Below are 14524 nucleotides of genomic sequence, written 5' to 3' on the forward strand. Positions count from 1 at the left end.
TCTATCCTGCCGCACGCAGCCGGCGAAGCTTCTCCCGTCGGTCGGCCTGCTCTGCCGGGTCGGGAACCGGAAGCGAGGCAAGCAGTCGTTGCGTGTACGGGTCCTTCGGCGCCCCCAGAACCTCGGCGCCGGTGCCCTCTTCGACCAGCTTGCCCTTGTACAGCACCGCGATCCGGTCCGCGAGGATGTCGACGACGGCAAGGTCGTGGCTGATGAACAGGGCGGCGAAACCGAATTCCGCCTGCAGCTCGGCGAACAGCTCGAGCACCCTCGCCTGCACCGACACGTCGAGGGCCGACGTGGGCTCATCGGCGATGAGCAGGCTCGGTTCGAGCGCCAGCGCCCTGGCCAGGCTGGCCCGCTGGCGTTGCCCGCCGCTGAGCTCATGCGGGTAGCGGTCGCCGTAGGCCCGAGGCAGCTGAACGGCCTCGAGCAGCTCGTTGACGCGGGTGCGGGCCCCGGCCGGGTTCGCGGCCCGACCGTGCACCACCAGCGGCTCCGCCACGCATTCGGCGATCGTGAGCAACGGGTTGAAGCTCGACGCCGGGTCCTGGAACACGAAGCCGATGTCGCTGCGAAGCTTCTTGAACTCACGCTCCTTGAACCCGTGCATTTCGTGCCCGAGCACCGTCAGCGAGCCGCCGGTCACCCGGGTCAGGCCCGCGATGGCCCGGCCCGTCGTCGTCTTGCCCGATCCGCTCTCGCCGACGAGGCCGAGAACCTCACCCGGGCGGATGACGAAGCTCACCCCGTCCACGGCGGTGAAGCCCGCCCGGCCGAACCGGCCGGGGTACTCGATGGTGAGATTGTCGGCCACGACGACCGGCGGGAGTTCCAGCCAGGCCGGCTCCCTGGCCTCCGCGCGCACCGCGGCATGCGCGATCCCCTGGCCCACGTGCGGCACTGCGGCGAGAAGGCGTTTGGTGTAGTCGTTCTGCGGCGACGAGAAGAGCGTCTGCGCGTCGGCCTCCTCGACCACCTTGCCCTGGTACATCACGGCCACCCGGTCGGCGAGGTCGGCGACGACCCCCATGTTGTGGGTGATCAGCACGATGGCCGTGCCGAATTCGTCGCGGCAGCGCCGGAGCAGGTCGAGGATCTCGGCCTGCACGGTCACGTCCAGGGCTGTGGTCGGCTCATCGGCGACGATCAGGCCGGGGTCGAGCACGAGCGCCATGGCGATCACGACGCGCTGCTTCTGGCCGCCGGAGAACTGGTGCGGGAAATAGTTGACCCGGGTCTCCGGGTCGGGGATGCCGACCCGGCCGAGGATCTCGATGGCCTTGGCCCTGGCTTCCTTGCGGCTGAACTGGCCGTGCGCCTGGATGCCCTCGGCGATCTGCCAGCCGACCGTGTAGACCGGGTTGAGCGCGGTCGACGGTTCCTGGAACACCATCGACACGTCGGTGCCGCGCACCTGGCGCAGTTTGCGCTTGCCGATGGAGAGGACGTCGTGCTCGCTCGAGCCGTCTTTGCTGCTGAGCAGCACCACGCCGGAGGCGGTGGCCGTCTCCGGGAGCAGGCCGAGGATGGTCTTGGCGGTCACGGTCTTGCCGCTGCCGCTCTCACCGACGATGGCGAGGACCTCACCGGGGGCGACGCGCAGGCTCACGCCGTCGACGGCCCGCACGGCGCCCGCGTCCGTGGAGAACGAGATCCCCAGGTCGGTTATGGTCAGGACGTCGCTCACTGGGGAACCTCGAATTCGTCTTTCAGGGTGCCGCCGGGCACCACTGATGTTTCGGCAACCAGGCCGGATGCCTTCGCCACCGATCGGCGGCCGCGCAAACGGGGATCGGCCAGGTCGTTAAGGCTCTCACCGACGAGGGTCATGCCGAGCACGGCGAGCACGATGGCGAGGCCGGGGAAGAGCGCCGTCCACCAGATGCCGCTCGAGACATCCGACACCGCCTTGTTGAGGTCATAGCCCCACTCGGCGGCCGCCGACGGTTCGATGCCGAAGCCGAGGAAGCCCAGGCCGGCGAGGGTCAGGATGGCCTCAGACGCGTTGAGCGTGAAGATGAGCGGCAGCGTGCGGGTGGCGTTGCGGAGCACATGGCGGAACATGATCCGCGCGTTGCTCGCCCCGAGCACACGGGCCGACTCGACGTAGGCCTCCGCCTTGATCCGCACCGTCTCCGCCCGGATCACCCGGAAGTACTGCGGGATGAACACGGTGGTGATGGAGATGGCCGCGGCAAGGACACCGCCGATCAGGTTCGACCGGCCGCCCGAGATCACGATGGACATCACGATGGCCAGCAGCAACGACGGGAACGCGTAGACGGCGTCGAAGACGACGACGAATACTCGGTCGAGCCAGCCGCCGAAGTATCCGGAGACCAGACCGAGCATGACCCCGGCGAAGATGGACAGGATCACGGCGATGACGATGACGATCAGGGCCGTCTGGGCACCCCAGATGACCCGTGACAGCACGTCGTAGCCGCCGACAGTGGTGCCGAGCAGGTGCGACCCGCCCGGGGGTTTCTGGGCGCCGAATGCGCCGCTCGCGTCGCGGAGCTGGCTGTAGCCGAACGGCGAGACCAGCGGCGCAAGAATGGCGGTGAGGATGAAGAGCCCCGTGATGACGAGGCCGACGACGAGCATCCCACGTTGCAGCCCGACGCTCTGGCGGAGCTGGTGCACGACGGGCAGGCGACTCCAGAGGCCGTGTTTGTTCGAGCCCGTCGCAGTGGACGTGGCGATCATTTCGGTATCGGTCATGCCACTACCAGTCATTGTCAGTACCTCACTCTCGGGTCGATGAGCGCGGCGATGATGTCGACGACGAAGTTGGAGAGGGCGACGATCACGGCGAGCAGGGCGACGATGCCCTGCACGGCGACGAAGTCGCGGGCGGTGAGGAACTGGGCGAGTTCGAAACCCAGGCCCTTCCACTCGAAGACCGTCTCGGTCAGGACCGCGCCGCTGAGCAGCAAGGCGATCTGGAGTCCGATCACGGTGATGATCGGGATCAGGGCCGGCCGGTACGCGTGCTTGGTGACGAGCCGGTATTCGCTCACGCCGCGCGAGCGCCCTGAGTCGACGTAGTCGGCGCCGAGGGTGCCGATGACGTTCGTGCGGACGAGGCGGAGGAAGACGCCGGCGGTGAGCAGCCCGAGCGCGAGCGCCGGAAGGACGGCGTGCGACACCACGTCCAGGAGGATCTGGGGGTCGCCGGTCTGGAGGGCGTCGATCGTGTAGATGCCCGTCTTGCCGGGCAGGAACTGCATCTGCAGCTCAGAGCCGGTCGACGCGCGCCCGGCGACCGGGAGGACCTTGAGCCAGACCGAGAAGACGAGCTTGAAGAGCAGCGCGGAGAAGAACACGGGGGTGGCGTAGCAGAGGATCGCGAAGATCCGCAGGAACGCGTCGGGCGCCTTGTCGCGCCAGTACGCGGCGACGAGGCCGAGCGGGATGCCGACGATGAACGCGACGATGAGCGCGTAGAAGACCAGTTCCGCGGTGGCGACGCCGTACGTGAGCAGCACCTCGGTGACGGGCTTGTTGGTGCTGATCGTGGTGCCGAAGTTGCCGGTGAAGATGTTCCCCAGGTACTCGAAGTACTGCACCAGGATCGGCCGGTCGTAGCCGGCCGCGTGGATGCGCTCGGCGAGCTGCTCCGGACCGAGGCGACCGCCGAGGGCGGCCGTGATCGGGTCGCCGGTGGCTCGCATCAGCCAGAACACCATCGACACGAGGATGAAGATGGTGGGGAAGATGAGGGTGAAGCGGATGAGGATGTACCGCCCGATCCCCCCACCCGAGGAAGTCCGTTTGCGCCGAGCGGCTTTTTGGGCCGGTGGGCGCGCTGCCACAGTTGTCATGCCTGCCTAACGCTTGGAAAGGGTCGGGGGCACCCAGCGATCGAACTGCTGGATGCCCCCGGATTTCAAATTAGAGAAACTCTAGCCGTTTGGCGGACTAACCTTTCGCCAGTGCGGCGTAACGGAACTTGAACGACGCGTCCAGCGTCGTCTGGGTTCCGGTGACGTTCGTTCCGGTGACGGCCACCTGGGCACCCTGGAGGAGCGGCACGGTCGGCAGCTGCGCCGCGACCTTGTCCTGGATCTCCTTGATCAGGGTGGTGCGCTCAGTCGGGTCGACGGTGACGGCCTGCTTCAGGATCAGGTCGTTGACCTCAGGGTCGCTGTAGTGGTTCTTGATGAAGTTCTCCGTGAGGAAGAACGGCGTCAGGTAGTTGTCGGCGTCGGAGTAGTCCGGGAACCAGCCGAGCTGGTAGACGGGGTAGACGTCGGCGGTGCGGTCCTTCACGTACTGCACGTACTCGGTCGACTGCAGGTTGACCGTGAACAGGCCGGATGCGTCCAGCTGGTCCTTGATCAGCGCATACTCGTCGCTCGAACCCGGGCCGTAGTGGTCGGTGTTGTACTGCAGGTTGAGGGTGATCGGGGTCGTGACGCCCGCGGCGGCGAGCGACGCCTTCGCCTTGGCGACATCCGGCTTGCCCGAACCGTCTCCGTAGAGCCCCTTGAGGGACTCGGTGGCGCCGGTCAGTCCGTCCGGAACGTAGGAGAACAGGGGCGTGTAGGTGCCCTTGTAGACCTGGTCGGCGATCTCGGCGCGGTCGACGACGTCGGCCACTGCGGCGCGAACGGCGAGGGCCTTCGCCGGGTCGGCCTCCGGGGTCTTCGCACCGTACGGCTGGGTGTCGAAGTTGAAGACGATGTAGCGGATTTCGCCGCCGGGTCCGTCGACGACCTTGACCTTCTTGTTGCCGCGGAGGTCGTCGATGTCGGTTGCCGAGAGGCTGCGGAACGCGACGTCGATGTTGCCTTCCTGCACGTCGAGCTTCAGGTTGGAGGAGTCGGAGTAGTACTTGACGTTGACGACGTCGGTCTTGGCCGGGCCGAGGAGACCCTTGTAGTCCTTGTTCGCCTTGTAGGAGAGCAGGTTGTTGAAGTCGTAGCTGGTCAGCATGTACTGGCCGGCGAACGCCTTGGCCTTGACGATGTCGTTGTCCGGCGTGATCGCGGTGGCCGAGAAGGATTCCTCGTCGACGATCGGGCCGGCGGGGCTGGTCAGGATCTGCGGGAAGATCTGGTCGTCAGCGGCCTTGAGGTGGAACACGACGGTGGTCGGGTCCTTGGCCTCGGTGCTGTCGAGGTTGTACAGCAGCGACGATGGGCCGTTGTCGTCGGCGATCTTGAGCTGGCGGTCGAAGCTGAACTTCACGTCCGAGCTCGTCAGGTCGTTGCCGTTGGCGAACTTGAGGCCCTTCTTGAGGGTGACCGTGTACTCGGTCGGCGCGGTGAACTCGGCCTTGGTCGCGATGTCCGGCTGGACATCCGGGCTGCCGTACGGGGTGTTCATCAGGAACGGGAAGACCTGGTTCTGCACGGCGAACGAGCCGTTGTCGTACGAACCGGCCGGGTCGAGCGTGGTGATCTTGTCGGTCGTGCCGATCGTGATCGCGCCGCCGGTCGTCCCGCCGGTGGTTCCACCTGCGGAGCAACCCGTCATGGCCAGCGCGGCGACAGCGACTACTGCTGCGGCGCTGAGCCCTCGAGCGCGGGGAGTGGATGAGAATGCCATATCCGTGAGCCTCTTCCTCTGAAAAATCCAGGCACGGGCGCCGACAATCGCGTCACCCGGCATAGCTGTAAGGAAAGAAATAGCACAGAATGCGCGGTTCGTCCGGCAAGGACGGGGCATCTTTACCGAGCTGCAATGTAGCGCGGAACCTCGCGGCAGGCCCTGCCGGACCGCCGTGGCTAGTCTTCGCGGAGGTTGCGCCGTTCGGCTTCGACCCGCACCAGTTCCCGCTGGAGCGCCACGTAGACCTCCCGGTTGGCGGCGTCCGCGCGCTGCAGCCGGCCGAGCAGTTCTGCCTTCTGGCGGAGCAGGTCCTTGTCGACGAGGGCGACCGTGATGTCGCGGACGTAGCGGCTGATCTCCCGTTCGCTGCGCTCGGGCAGCGGGGCCATTGCCAGCTCCTTGACCAGGTTCTCCAGCGGTGGCGGCACGTCCGCCACGATCCGGTCGAGCCAGTCGGGCGCGTCGTGGTGTTCGAGGTTGGCCGCGATCGCATCCCGCACGACCGCGAGTGAGGGCTGGGCGAAGCTGGTCAGCACCGCGCGCTGGATCAGGTCCGCGCCGACCAGCACGGGGCGCTGGAGCATTGCCATCAGCCCGTCCCGTTCCAGCCGGGTGACCGGGTCGGTGGACAGGTTGGTCATCGAGAACGGTTGCTCGCGCGGCGCCTCGTCGGTGCCGTCGCGCCGTGCACCGTCGTGGCCCTGCCCCGCGGAGTTGCCGGCGCCGGCGGAGCGGGTGCGCGACAGCGACGTCGAGACGGCCCTGGCGACCTCGCCCAGCTCCATGCCGAGCATGCGAGCCAGTTCGTGCGTGTAGCCGGGGCGGAGGGCCGGGTCGCGGATGTCGGCGACGAGCGGAGCGGCCTGGCGCAGCGCCCCGACCCTCCCTTCGACGGTGTCGAGGTTGTACTGGCCGAGCAACTGCCGGATCATGAACTCGAACATCGGCTTCTTCGAATCGACGAGTCGGCGTACCGCGTCGTCGCCGCGGTGCAGGCGCAGGTCGCACGGGTCGAGGCCCTCGGGGGCGACGGCGACGAACGTCTGGGCGGAGAAGCGCTGCTCCTCGCTGAAGGCGCGCATCGCGGCCTTCTGGCCCGCGGCATCCGGGTCGAAAGTGAAGACGACCTCGCCGACGCCGCTGTCGTCACCGAGGACGCGGCGCAGCACCTTGATGTGGTCGACGCCGAAGGAGGTCCCGCAGGTGGCGACGGCAGTGGTCACGCCGGCGAGATGGCAGGCCATCACGTCGGTGTAGCCCTCGACGACGACGACCTGGTGGTTGCGCGAGATGTCGCGTTTGGCGAGGTCGAGGCCGTAGAGCACCTGGGCCTTGTGGTAGATCGGTGTCTCCGGCGTGTTGAGGTACTTCGGGCCCTTGTCGTCGTCGAGCAGCTTGCGCGCGCCGAAGCCGATGGTCTGCCCGGTGATGTCGCGGATCGGCCAGACGAGACGCCCGCGGAAACGGTCGTACACCCCGGTTGACCCCTCACGGCTGGAGACCAGGCCGGCCAGGGTCAGTTCCTCGGTCGTGTAGCCCTTGCCGCGGAGGTGGTTGGTCAGTTCGTCCCAGCTCTTGGGCGCGAATCCGACCCCGAAGAGGGCCGCGGCCTGCGAGTCGAAGCCGCGTTCGCCGAGGAAGTTGCGCCCGACGAGGGCGCCGGCGCTGCCGAGACGTTCGACGAAGAATTCGGCGGCCGCCTGGTTGGCGGCATAGAGGCGAGACCGGTTGGTGTGGTCGGGGGCGTCGCCGCCGCCCTCGTAGTGCAGTTCGATGCCGACCCGGGCAGCGAGTCGCTCGACGGCCTCGCTGAAGGAGACGTGGTCCATCTTCTGCAGGAACGAGTACACGTCGCCGCTCTCGCCGCAGCCGAAGCAGTGGTAGAAACCGACCTGGGGGCGCACGTGGAAGCTCGGGCTGCGCTCGTCGTGGAAGGGGCACAGGCCCTTCATCGAGCCGACTCCGGCCGACTTCAGGGTGACGTAGTCGCCGACGATGTCCGCGATGTTCGTGCGGGCCTTGACCTCTTCGATATCGTTTTGTCGAATCAGGCCAGCCATAGCTGAATGCTAGTCCTGCCCATTGTCAGTTCTGCACGAGACGTTCGTACCAGGCCAGTGCGGACTGGTCGGTGAGGCTGGCCACCTGGTCGACGACGACGCGCTTGCGGGCTGCGTCATCCGCGGCCGCGTGCCAGTCCTCGCTGAAGCCGGCGTCGAGGTGCTCGTCGCCGGTGGCGTGCAGGCGCTCGGCGAGCAGGGTGAGCACCTGCCGCTGCTGCTGGTAGATCGGCTGGCGGGTGTTCTTCGACATCACGAAGGCGGCGACGATGCCCTTGAGCACGGCGATCTCCGCCTGGACCTCGCGAGGAACGACCACGTGGGCGCCGAAGCGGATGAGCTGCTCCCCCGAGTACGCCTGACGGGTGGCCCTCACCGCTGCGCCGGAGAACCGGCCGATCAGCTGGCTGGTGAGGTTCTTCAAGCGCCCCTGGTCGCGCCGCCCGGCTGTCCAGCCGTGCAACCAGTAGTCGAGGGCGCCCAGCCGGTCGTAGGCCTGCGCCAATTCGGCGTGCGAGACGGCGCCGCCGATCCAGGAGTGCATCGAGGAGACGAGTTCGGTGCTGGCCCGCCCGCCGAGTTCGGCGATGTCCAGGTAGCCGTTGACGACGGCGTCTTCGAAGTCGTGCACGGAGTAGGCGATGTCGTCGGACAGGTCCATCACCTGGGCCTCGATGCAGAGGCGACGCTCCGGCGCGCCCGCACGCATCCACTCGAAGGCGGCGACGTCGTCGTGGTAGAAACCGAACTTGGCCCGGCCGCTGGGATCGGCGACGGAGGAGTCCTCCGGCCACGGGTACTTGCAGCTCGCATCGAGGCTGGCCCGGGTCAGGTTCAGCCCGTAGCTGCGGCCGTCGTTGCCGAAGACCTTCGGCTCGAGCCGGGTGAGCAGGCGCAGGGTCTGCGCGTTGCCCTCGAAGCCGCCGATGTCCAGGGACCACGCGTTGAGCGCCTTCTCCCCGTTGTGCCCGAACGGCGGATGCCCGATGTCATGCGCGAGGCAGGCCGTGTCGACGATGTCGGGGTCGAGACCGAGCCGGAGCGCGAGCTCCCGGCCGATCTGGGCGACCTCGAGCGAGTGGGTGAGCCGGTTGCGGGCGAAGTCGAGGCCGGCGGTGGGGCTGAGCACCTGGGTCTTGGCCGCGAGACGGCGCAAGGCGCTGGAATGCAGGAGCCGGGCCCGGTCTCGGGCGAAGTCGCTGCGGCGCGAGCCGTGCACCTCCGGCAGCCAGCGTTCTTCGTCGTTACTGCTGTACCCGGTTTCGTTAGCCACCGCTGGTATCCCCTTCGCCCTCGGTCAGGTTGGCCCGTTCCGCGCCGGCGATCTCACGGGAGTCGAGCCAGTGTTCGGGCAGCGACGTCTTCTTCGGGCTCCCGGCTCGGCCGCGCGGACCCTCGGCGCCGGCGCCGGGGTATTCCTGCTCCCAGTCCAGGGTGCCGAGCAGGTCGTCGAGCTGCGCGAGGGACACGACCGAGGCGAGGCTCGCGCGCAGGTCGCCGCCGACCGGATAGCCCTTGAAATACCAGGCGACGTGCTTGCGGATGTCGCGGCAGGCCCGCTCTTCACTGTCGAAGAACTCGGTGAGGAGTTCGGCGTGCCGCCGGAAGGTCTCGGCGACCCGGCCGAGGTTCGGCTGGATCAATGCGGTCTGCTCTCCGGTCGACTGGCCGCGGAAGGCCGCCGCAAGGTCACCGAACAGCCACGGCCGGCCGAGGCACCCGCGGCCGACGACAACGCCGTCGCAGCCGGTCTCTGTGACCATGCGCAGGGCGTCGTCGGCCGACCAGATGTCACCGTTGCCGAGCACGGGCACGCTGGTGATGGTGTTCTTCAGGGTCGTGATCGCCGACCAGTCGGCCACGCCGGAATAATGCTCGGATGCGGTGCGCGCGTGGAGCGCGATCGCCGAGACGCCGGCCCCTTCGGCGGCCTTGCCTGCCTCCAGGTAGGTGAGGTGGTCGGAGTCGATGCCCTTGCGCATCTTCACCGTGACCGGGACGGCGCCGGCCGCGGTGACGGCGGCCTCGACGATCTGCCGGAACAAGCCGAGCTTCCACGGCAGGGCAGCTCCGCCTCCCTTGCGGGTGACCTTGGGCACCGGGCAGCCGAAGTTGAGGTCGATGTGGTCGGCCCGGTCTTCCGCGACGAGCATGGTCACCGCATCGGACACGGTCCTGGGGTCGACCCCGTAGAGCTGGATCGACCGGGTGGTTTCGCTCTCGTGATGGTTGATCAGGCGCATCGACTCGGGCGTGCGCTCGACGAGCGCCCGGGAGGTGATCATCTCGCTGACGTAGAGCCCGGCGCCGAATTCCCGGCAGAGCCTGCGGAAGGCGGTGTTGGTGATGCCGGCCATCGGCGCGAGGACGACGGGGACATCCAGCGTGAGGGGGCCGATCGAGAGCGGCGGGGCGCTGCTGGCCACAGTTTCAGGAGTCATTTCGTTCAATTCTCCCAGACCCGGGCGACACCGCTCGACGTCCGCAGAAGCGGCGTGAAGTGGTGTCGCCGGGCGGGGTGTTCAGATGCCGCAGGAGCCGCCGCCGCAGCATCCGCCGCCGGCGTCGCCGAGAAGTTCGATGGTGGGAACGGGGGCCGCTGCCGTGGTGCCGACCGGGGTGGTCGCCTCGGCGGTGCTGGTCTGTTCGGTCATTTGTTCTTCTCCTCGGTTTTCTCGGTGGCGGCCTGGCGGAGAGCCTGCGCAAAGGTATCAGGGTCCTGGGCTCCGGAGATCCCGTACTTCCCGTCGATGACGAAGAAGGGAACGCCCTGGATGCCGTAGGCGTTGGCCTGGGCGACGTCGGCCTTGACGTCGGCCAGGTAGTCGTGCCCGGTGAGCGCCCTGACGACGTCGGCGCGGTCGAGGCCGATTTCGGCGGCGAGGTCGGCGAGGTCTTCGATCCGGCCCACGTGCAGGCCGTCGACGAAGTAGGCCTTGAGCAGTCGTTCCTTCATCTCGAGCTGGCGCCCGTGCGCCTTCGCGTAGTGGAGCAACTCGTGCGAGATGACGGTGTTCGTCTGGTGCACGGAGTCGTAGTCGTAGTGCAGGCCGACGCTCTCGGCGATTCCGGTGACCCGCTCGAGCATCTCCTCGACCTGCGCCACGGGCAGGCCCTTCCGCTGGCTGAGGTAGTCGACCGGGCTGCCGTCGAAGTCGACGGGGGTATCGGGCGCCAGTTCGAAGCTGTGGTATTCGACCTCGACGTCACCGTCGAAGAGGGCCGCACCGGCCTCGAATTTGCGCTTTCCGATGTAGCACCAGGGGCACTGCACGTCGGACCAGATGTCTACTTTGATGGTTTCGCTCACTCTGAAGCCAACCGGCGGCGCGCCCCAGTATTCCCACCCCGGCATCTCCTTCACCCCCGTCCTCCCCCAACCCGGTCCCGGCCGCGGCCCCGCCCCGCCCCGGTCCAGGCCCCCACATCCTGTCCCGAATTCAGGTGCGCAGCCCGGAACAGTGCGGCAGCTGCCCGCCGCCGCCCCGGAATGGGGTTGTTCACCTGAATTCGGAACGCACTCGGGCGCGGAGGGGGCGGAACGGGAGGGGGCGGGGCGAACGGGGCAGGGCGAACGGGGCGGGGCGAACGGGGCAGGTCAGGCGGAGGGGGCGTCGACGGCGCCGCCGTAGCGGCGGTTCCGGGTCGCGTAGAGCTCGATCGCCCGCCACAGGTCGACCCGGCTGAAGTCCGGCCACAGGGTGTCGAGGAAGACCATCTCCGCGTAGGCGCTCTGCCAGAGCAGGAAGTTGCTGGTGCGCTGCTCCCCCGAACTGCGCACGAACAGGTCGACGTCGGGCAGATCGGCCGTGTACAGGTGCCGCTGGATCGACTTCTCGGTGATGCCAGACGGCTTCAACCGGCCGGCGGCGACGTCCTCGGCCAGGGCGCGCACAGCATCCGCGATTTCGGTGCGCCCGCCGTAGTTCACACACATGGTCAGGGTGAGCACGTCGTTGCCGGCGGTCAGCCGTTCGGCGAACTGCAGCTCGTTGATGACGGATGCCCAGAGCCGGGGCTTCCGCCCGGCCCACCGCACGCGCACCCCCCATTCGTTGAGCTGGTCACGCCTGCGGTGCAGCACGTCCCGGTTGAACCCCATCAGGAAACGCACCTCGTCGGGCGAGCGCTTCCAGTTCTCGGTGGAGAACGCGTAGACGCTGAGGTGCTTGACACCGATCTGGATGGCGCCGGCGACGACGTCGAGCAGCGCAGCCTCCCCCGCCTTGTGGCCTTCCACCCGTGGCAGTCCGCGGGCATTCGCCCACCGGCCGTTGCCGTCCATCACCACGGCGACATGCTCGGGGACGACCTTCAGCGGCAGGTTCGGCGGGTAGAGCCCGGTCCAATCCAGGGGTTTGAACGGCATCGCGTCCTTGTGGGTGAACGGTTTGGGCGCGAACGGATTCGGGGTCATCGACTGACATGCTCCAACGATCGGAGGCCGCGGCCGAGGTGCCACTGCGTGTACGCGGCGACCACCCCGGTGGCCTGGGCTCTGGTCTTCTCAGGGGTTGATTCGGCATGGTCCCAGTCACCGGTGAGCAGGGAGCTGAGCAGGGCGATCGTCTGGGCGTCGAGCCTGGGCGAGCCGGGCGCGGCGCAGTCGTCGCAGACGATCCCGCCGACCTGCACGACGATGGCGGAATGGCTGCCCGGGGCGCCGCACCGGGCGCAGTCCTGGAAGCTGGGCGCCCAGCCGGCCATCGACAGGGCGCGCAACAGGTAGGAGTCGAGGGTGAGACCGGCGCCGTGCTCCTGGCGGGACAGCGACCTCAACGCCCCGACCAGCAGCAGGTACTGCTGCAGAGAGCCCTCGGCCTCGGTCAGCTTATCGGCGGTTTCGACCATGGCGCTGGCCGCGGTGTAGCTGGGGTAGTCGGCGGTGATCTGCGCCCCGTACGACCCGATCGACTCGGCCTGGGTGATGATGTCGAGGCTGCGGCCCTCGTAGAGCTGCACGTCGGCGACCATGAACGGCTCGAGCCGCGCCCCGAACTTCGACGCGGTGCGCCGCACTCCCTTGGCCACCGCGCGCACCTTGCCGTGCTTGCGGGTGAGCATGGTGACGATGCGGTCGGCTTCACCCAGCTTGTGAGTGCGCAGCACGACGGCTTCATCACGGTAGACAGGCACACCACGATTGTCCCACTTGCGGCGACGGATGCCTGCGTGCGCGCCGCAGCGCGCGTTTCAGTGGTTTCATTGGGTGTGCCCACAACTTCTTTCACGATCCCGCTGTGGCTCGACCTCACGGCCGTCGCGATCGGCGCCATCCAGGGCGCCATGTTCGCCGGGCGCTTCACCGACCGCCGCTTCGACCTGCTCGGGATCGCGTTCATCGGCATCACCGTCGGGCTCGGCGGCGGCCTGCTCCGCGACATCATGCTCGACGGCGTGCCGGCCGCGCTGCAGAGCAACTGGTACCTGCCGGTGTCGGCCGGGGCGGCCCTGCTCGGCATGCTCCTGCAGAGCCTGTTCAACCGGCTCGGCCCGCTCATCATCACCCTCGACGCCGTCACGATCGGCCTGTTCGGCGCCCTGGGCACCAGCAAGGCGCTCGCCCAGGGGCTGCCGGAGATCCCCGCCCTGTTCGTGGGAGTGATCACGGCCGTCGGCGGGTCGGCGCTCCGGGACATGATGCTGAACGTGCCGATCGCGGTGATGCACGTCGGTTCGTTCTACGCGGTCGCCGCCGGGGTGGGCAGCGGGCTGCTCGTGGTGCTGTTCGTGCTCCAGGTGCCGATCACGATCGCCGGGATCAGCTGCGTCGTGGTGACGACCGTCATCCGCGTGCTCGCGGCCCGTTACGGCTGGAGCCTCCCCCAGCAGCGGGCGATCGGCAGCTGGCCGCGGTGGCGACGAAGTGAGAACATCGTCGCCTTCCGCCGCCGCCGCAACCGCGGGGCGTGACCGGAACCCTGTGAAATCCCCCACACAAGGGCGAATTCACTCTCGCCTTTCCCGCCGCGCGGGGTGACACTAGTGAGAAGAATTCACCTTGCTAGGAGGATGCTCATGAATCTACTGAAAGGAAACACGCCCGGCCCGATGCCGGTGCCAGACCTCATGCCCGTGCTTTCCAGAGGGAAGCATAGAAACCCTCGGTCGGGCGCATGTTTCATGGAGTTCGCCTCCTACCTCGCCGGCGAAGCCTGGACCGACCACCCCACCTGCACCCACCCGCTGCTGGCCTCCCTGGCCAGGATGGTGAACGACTGCACCTCAGACACGGCCCGGGCTCGACTGGTTCCGCTCATCCCGTCGGTGATCGGCCTCCGCGGCGACGATCCCCGGGTGCGCCTGCTGATCGCCGTCCGCGCCGCGACGTCGGCGCTGTCCGTGACCAGCGCCGAACACCAGCACGCGCTCGCGGTCGGGATCCTGAACTGCGAACGGCACCTGGCCGGTGACACCGGCGAACTGCCTGAGGGCCTCGCCGTGCGGATCCGGGAAGCATTCGACGAAGTGCCCGAAGCCGAACGCTGGGCACGGGATTTCATCGCCTCGATGGGGTCCTGGTCCCGCTCGAAGTTCACCGATCGCACCGCCGAGACCATCATCCGGGTGGCCGTTCAGGGCATCGCCGAGGCGTGCACGCCCGACCCCGACGCACGGTTGTACGACCTGCTCGCCGGATCGATCGACGACTGCGTCGGCGTGCTCAGCCGGACGTCGGCGGCCAGGAAGGCGCCGGAACGACCGGTAGCAGCGGCGGAGGCTCCAATGGAAGCGGCGCGGCCACGGCTGCGCGAGTCGGTCGACGCCCGCGGCTGAGCGGCCCGGAACAGTCTGACCGAACGGTATCCGCCGGGAGTCGCCCACGAGGGGCGGCTCCCGGCGGATTCGTTATGGCATGCGTCGTGCAGCCAGCGTGCGTTGTGCAGCCAGGCGTTGTGCAC

Annotated in this window: 13 protein-coding genes; 2 read left to right on the top strand and 11 right to left on the bottom strand. The window is 68.1% G+C overall.

Annotated features, from left to right (window positions below):
* Position 1 precedes the first annotated feature (1 nt).
* The 11 genes from IWX89_RS08625 to recO all read right to left on the bottom strand — a co-directional run bounded on the left by IWX89_RS08625 (position 2) and on the right by recO (position 12758).
* Positions 2-1690 carry an ABC transporter ATP-binding protein gene (locus IWX89_RS08625; protein WP_196903157.1) on the bottom strand — a complete coding sequence of 563 codons (1689 nt, stop codon included), beginning with the start codon at positions 1688-1690 and terminating at the stop codon, positions 2-4.
* A complete protein-coding gene (locus IWX89_RS08630) occupies positions 1687-2727 on the bottom strand; it encodes an ABC transporter permease (RefSeq protein ID WP_374220502.1) in 1041 nt (346 codons plus the stop codon). The genes IWX89_RS08625 and IWX89_RS08630 overlap by 4 nt, the downstream gene beginning before the upstream one ends.
* Positions 2728-2744: 17 nt before the next feature.
* A complete protein-coding gene (locus tag IWX89_RS08635) occupies positions 2745-3830 on the bottom strand; it encodes an ABC transporter permease (protein WP_196903158.1) in 1086 nt (361 codons plus the stop codon).
* A gap of 97 nt (positions 3831-3927) precedes the next feature.
* Positions 3928-5559, bottom strand: coding sequence for an ABC transporter substrate-binding protein (locus tag IWX89_RS08640; protein ID WP_196903159.1), 1632 nt, complete (start codon positions 5557-5559; stop codon positions 3928-3930).
* 179 nt (positions 5560-5738) lie between these two features.
* Positions 5739-7622, bottom strand: coding sequence for a DNA primase (gene dnaG, locus IWX89_RS08645; protein ID WP_196903160.1), 1884 nt, complete (start codon positions 7620-7622; stop codon positions 5739-5741).
* A gap of 25 nt (positions 7623-7647) precedes the next feature.
* Complete coding sequence (locus tag IWX89_RS08650) at positions 7648-8895, bottom strand: deoxyguanosinetriphosphate triphosphohydrolase (RefSeq protein ID WP_196903161.1); 1248 nt, start codon at positions 8893-8895, stop codon at positions 7648-7650.
* On the bottom strand, positions 8888-10063 hold the full coding sequence (gene dusB, locus IWX89_RS08655; protein WP_196903162.1) for a tRNA dihydrouridine synthase DusB: 1176 nt from the start codon (positions 10061-10063) through the stop codon (positions 8888-8890). The genes IWX89_RS08650 and dusB overlap by 8 nt, the downstream gene beginning before the upstream one ends.
* An 81-nt stretch (positions 10064-10144) precedes the next feature.
* The gene (locus IWX89_RS18790) at positions 10145-10276 is read right to left on the bottom strand and encodes a hypothetical protein (RefSeq protein ID WP_255548542.1); all 132 of its coding nucleotides are present in this window, start codon (positions 10274-10276) and stop codon (positions 10145-10147) included.
* Positions 10273-10932 carry a DsbA family protein gene (locus IWX89_RS08660; RefSeq protein WP_196903163.1) on the bottom strand — a complete coding sequence of 220 codons (660 nt, stop codon included), beginning with the start codon at positions 10930-10932 and terminating at the stop codon, positions 10273-10275. Before IWX89_RS08660 ends, IWX89_RS18790 begins: the two co-directional genes overlap by 4 nt.
* Before the next feature lie 288 nt (positions 10933-11220).
* Positions 11221-12039: an isoprenyl transferase gene (locus tag IWX89_RS08665; RefSeq protein WP_196903164.1), complete on the bottom strand. Its 819-nt coding sequence runs from the start codon at positions 12037-12039 to the stop codon at positions 11221-11223.
* On the bottom strand, positions 12036-12758 hold the full coding sequence (gene recO / locus IWX89_RS08670) for a DNA repair protein RecO (protein ID WP_196903165.1): 723 nt from the start codon (positions 12756-12758) through the stop codon (positions 12036-12038). The genes IWX89_RS08665 and recO overlap by 4 nt, the downstream gene beginning before the upstream one ends.
* A 75-nt stretch (positions 12759-12833) precedes the next feature.
* Between recO and IWX89_RS08675 the strand changes: the two genes are divergently transcribed.
* Positions 12834-13535 carry a trimeric intracellular cation channel family protein gene (locus IWX89_RS08675; RefSeq protein ID WP_196903166.1) on the top strand — a complete coding sequence of 234 codons (702 nt, stop codon included), beginning with the start codon at positions 12834-12836 and terminating at the stop codon, positions 13533-13535.
* 210 nt (positions 13536-13745) lie between these two features.
* Complete coding sequence (locus IWX89_RS08680) at positions 13746-14399, top strand: hypothetical protein (RefSeq protein WP_196903167.1); 654 nt, start codon at positions 13746-13748, stop codon at positions 14397-14399.
* Positions 14400-14524: the final 125 nt, after the last annotated feature.

The sequence above is a fragment of the Cryobacterium sp. MP_M3 genome (genome assembly GCF_015752155.1).
GTDB lineage: Bacteria > Actinomycetota > Actinomycetes > Actinomycetales > Microbacteriaceae > Cryobacterium.

Bases quoted from the DNA above. Each gene is read 5' to 3' on its own strand.
- IWX89_RS08630 (WP_374220502.1), bottom strand. From the start codon at position 2,727: ATGACCGATACCGAAATGATCGCCACGTCCACTGCGACGGGCTCGAAC.
- IWX89_RS08635 (WP_196903158.1), bottom strand. From the start codon at position 3,830: ATGACAACTGTGGCAGCGCGCCCACCGGCCCAAAAAGCCGCTCGGCGC.
- IWX89_RS08640 (WP_196903159.1), bottom strand. From the start codon at position 5,559: ATGGCATTCTCATCCACTCCCCGCGCTCGAGGGCTCAGCGCCGCAGCA.
- dnaG (WP_196903160.1), bottom strand. From the start codon at position 7,622: ATGGCTGGCCTGATTCGACAAAACGATATCGAAGAGGTCAAGGCCCGC.
- dusB (WP_196903162.1), bottom strand. From the start codon at position 10,063: ATGACTCCTGAAACTGTGGCCAGCAGCGCCCCGCCGCTCTCGATCGGC.
- IWX89_RS18790 (WP_255548542.1), bottom strand. From the start codon at position 10,276: ATGACCGAACAGACCAGCACCGCCGAGGCGACCACCCCGGTCGGCACC.
- IWX89_RS08665 (WP_196903164.1), bottom strand. From the start codon at position 12,039: ATGACCCCGAATCCGTTCGCGCCCAAACCGTTCACCCACAAGGACGCG.
- IWX89_RS08680 (WP_196903167.1), top strand. From the start codon at position 13,746: ATGGAGTTCGCCTCCTACCTCGCCGGCGAAGCCTGGACCGACCACCCC.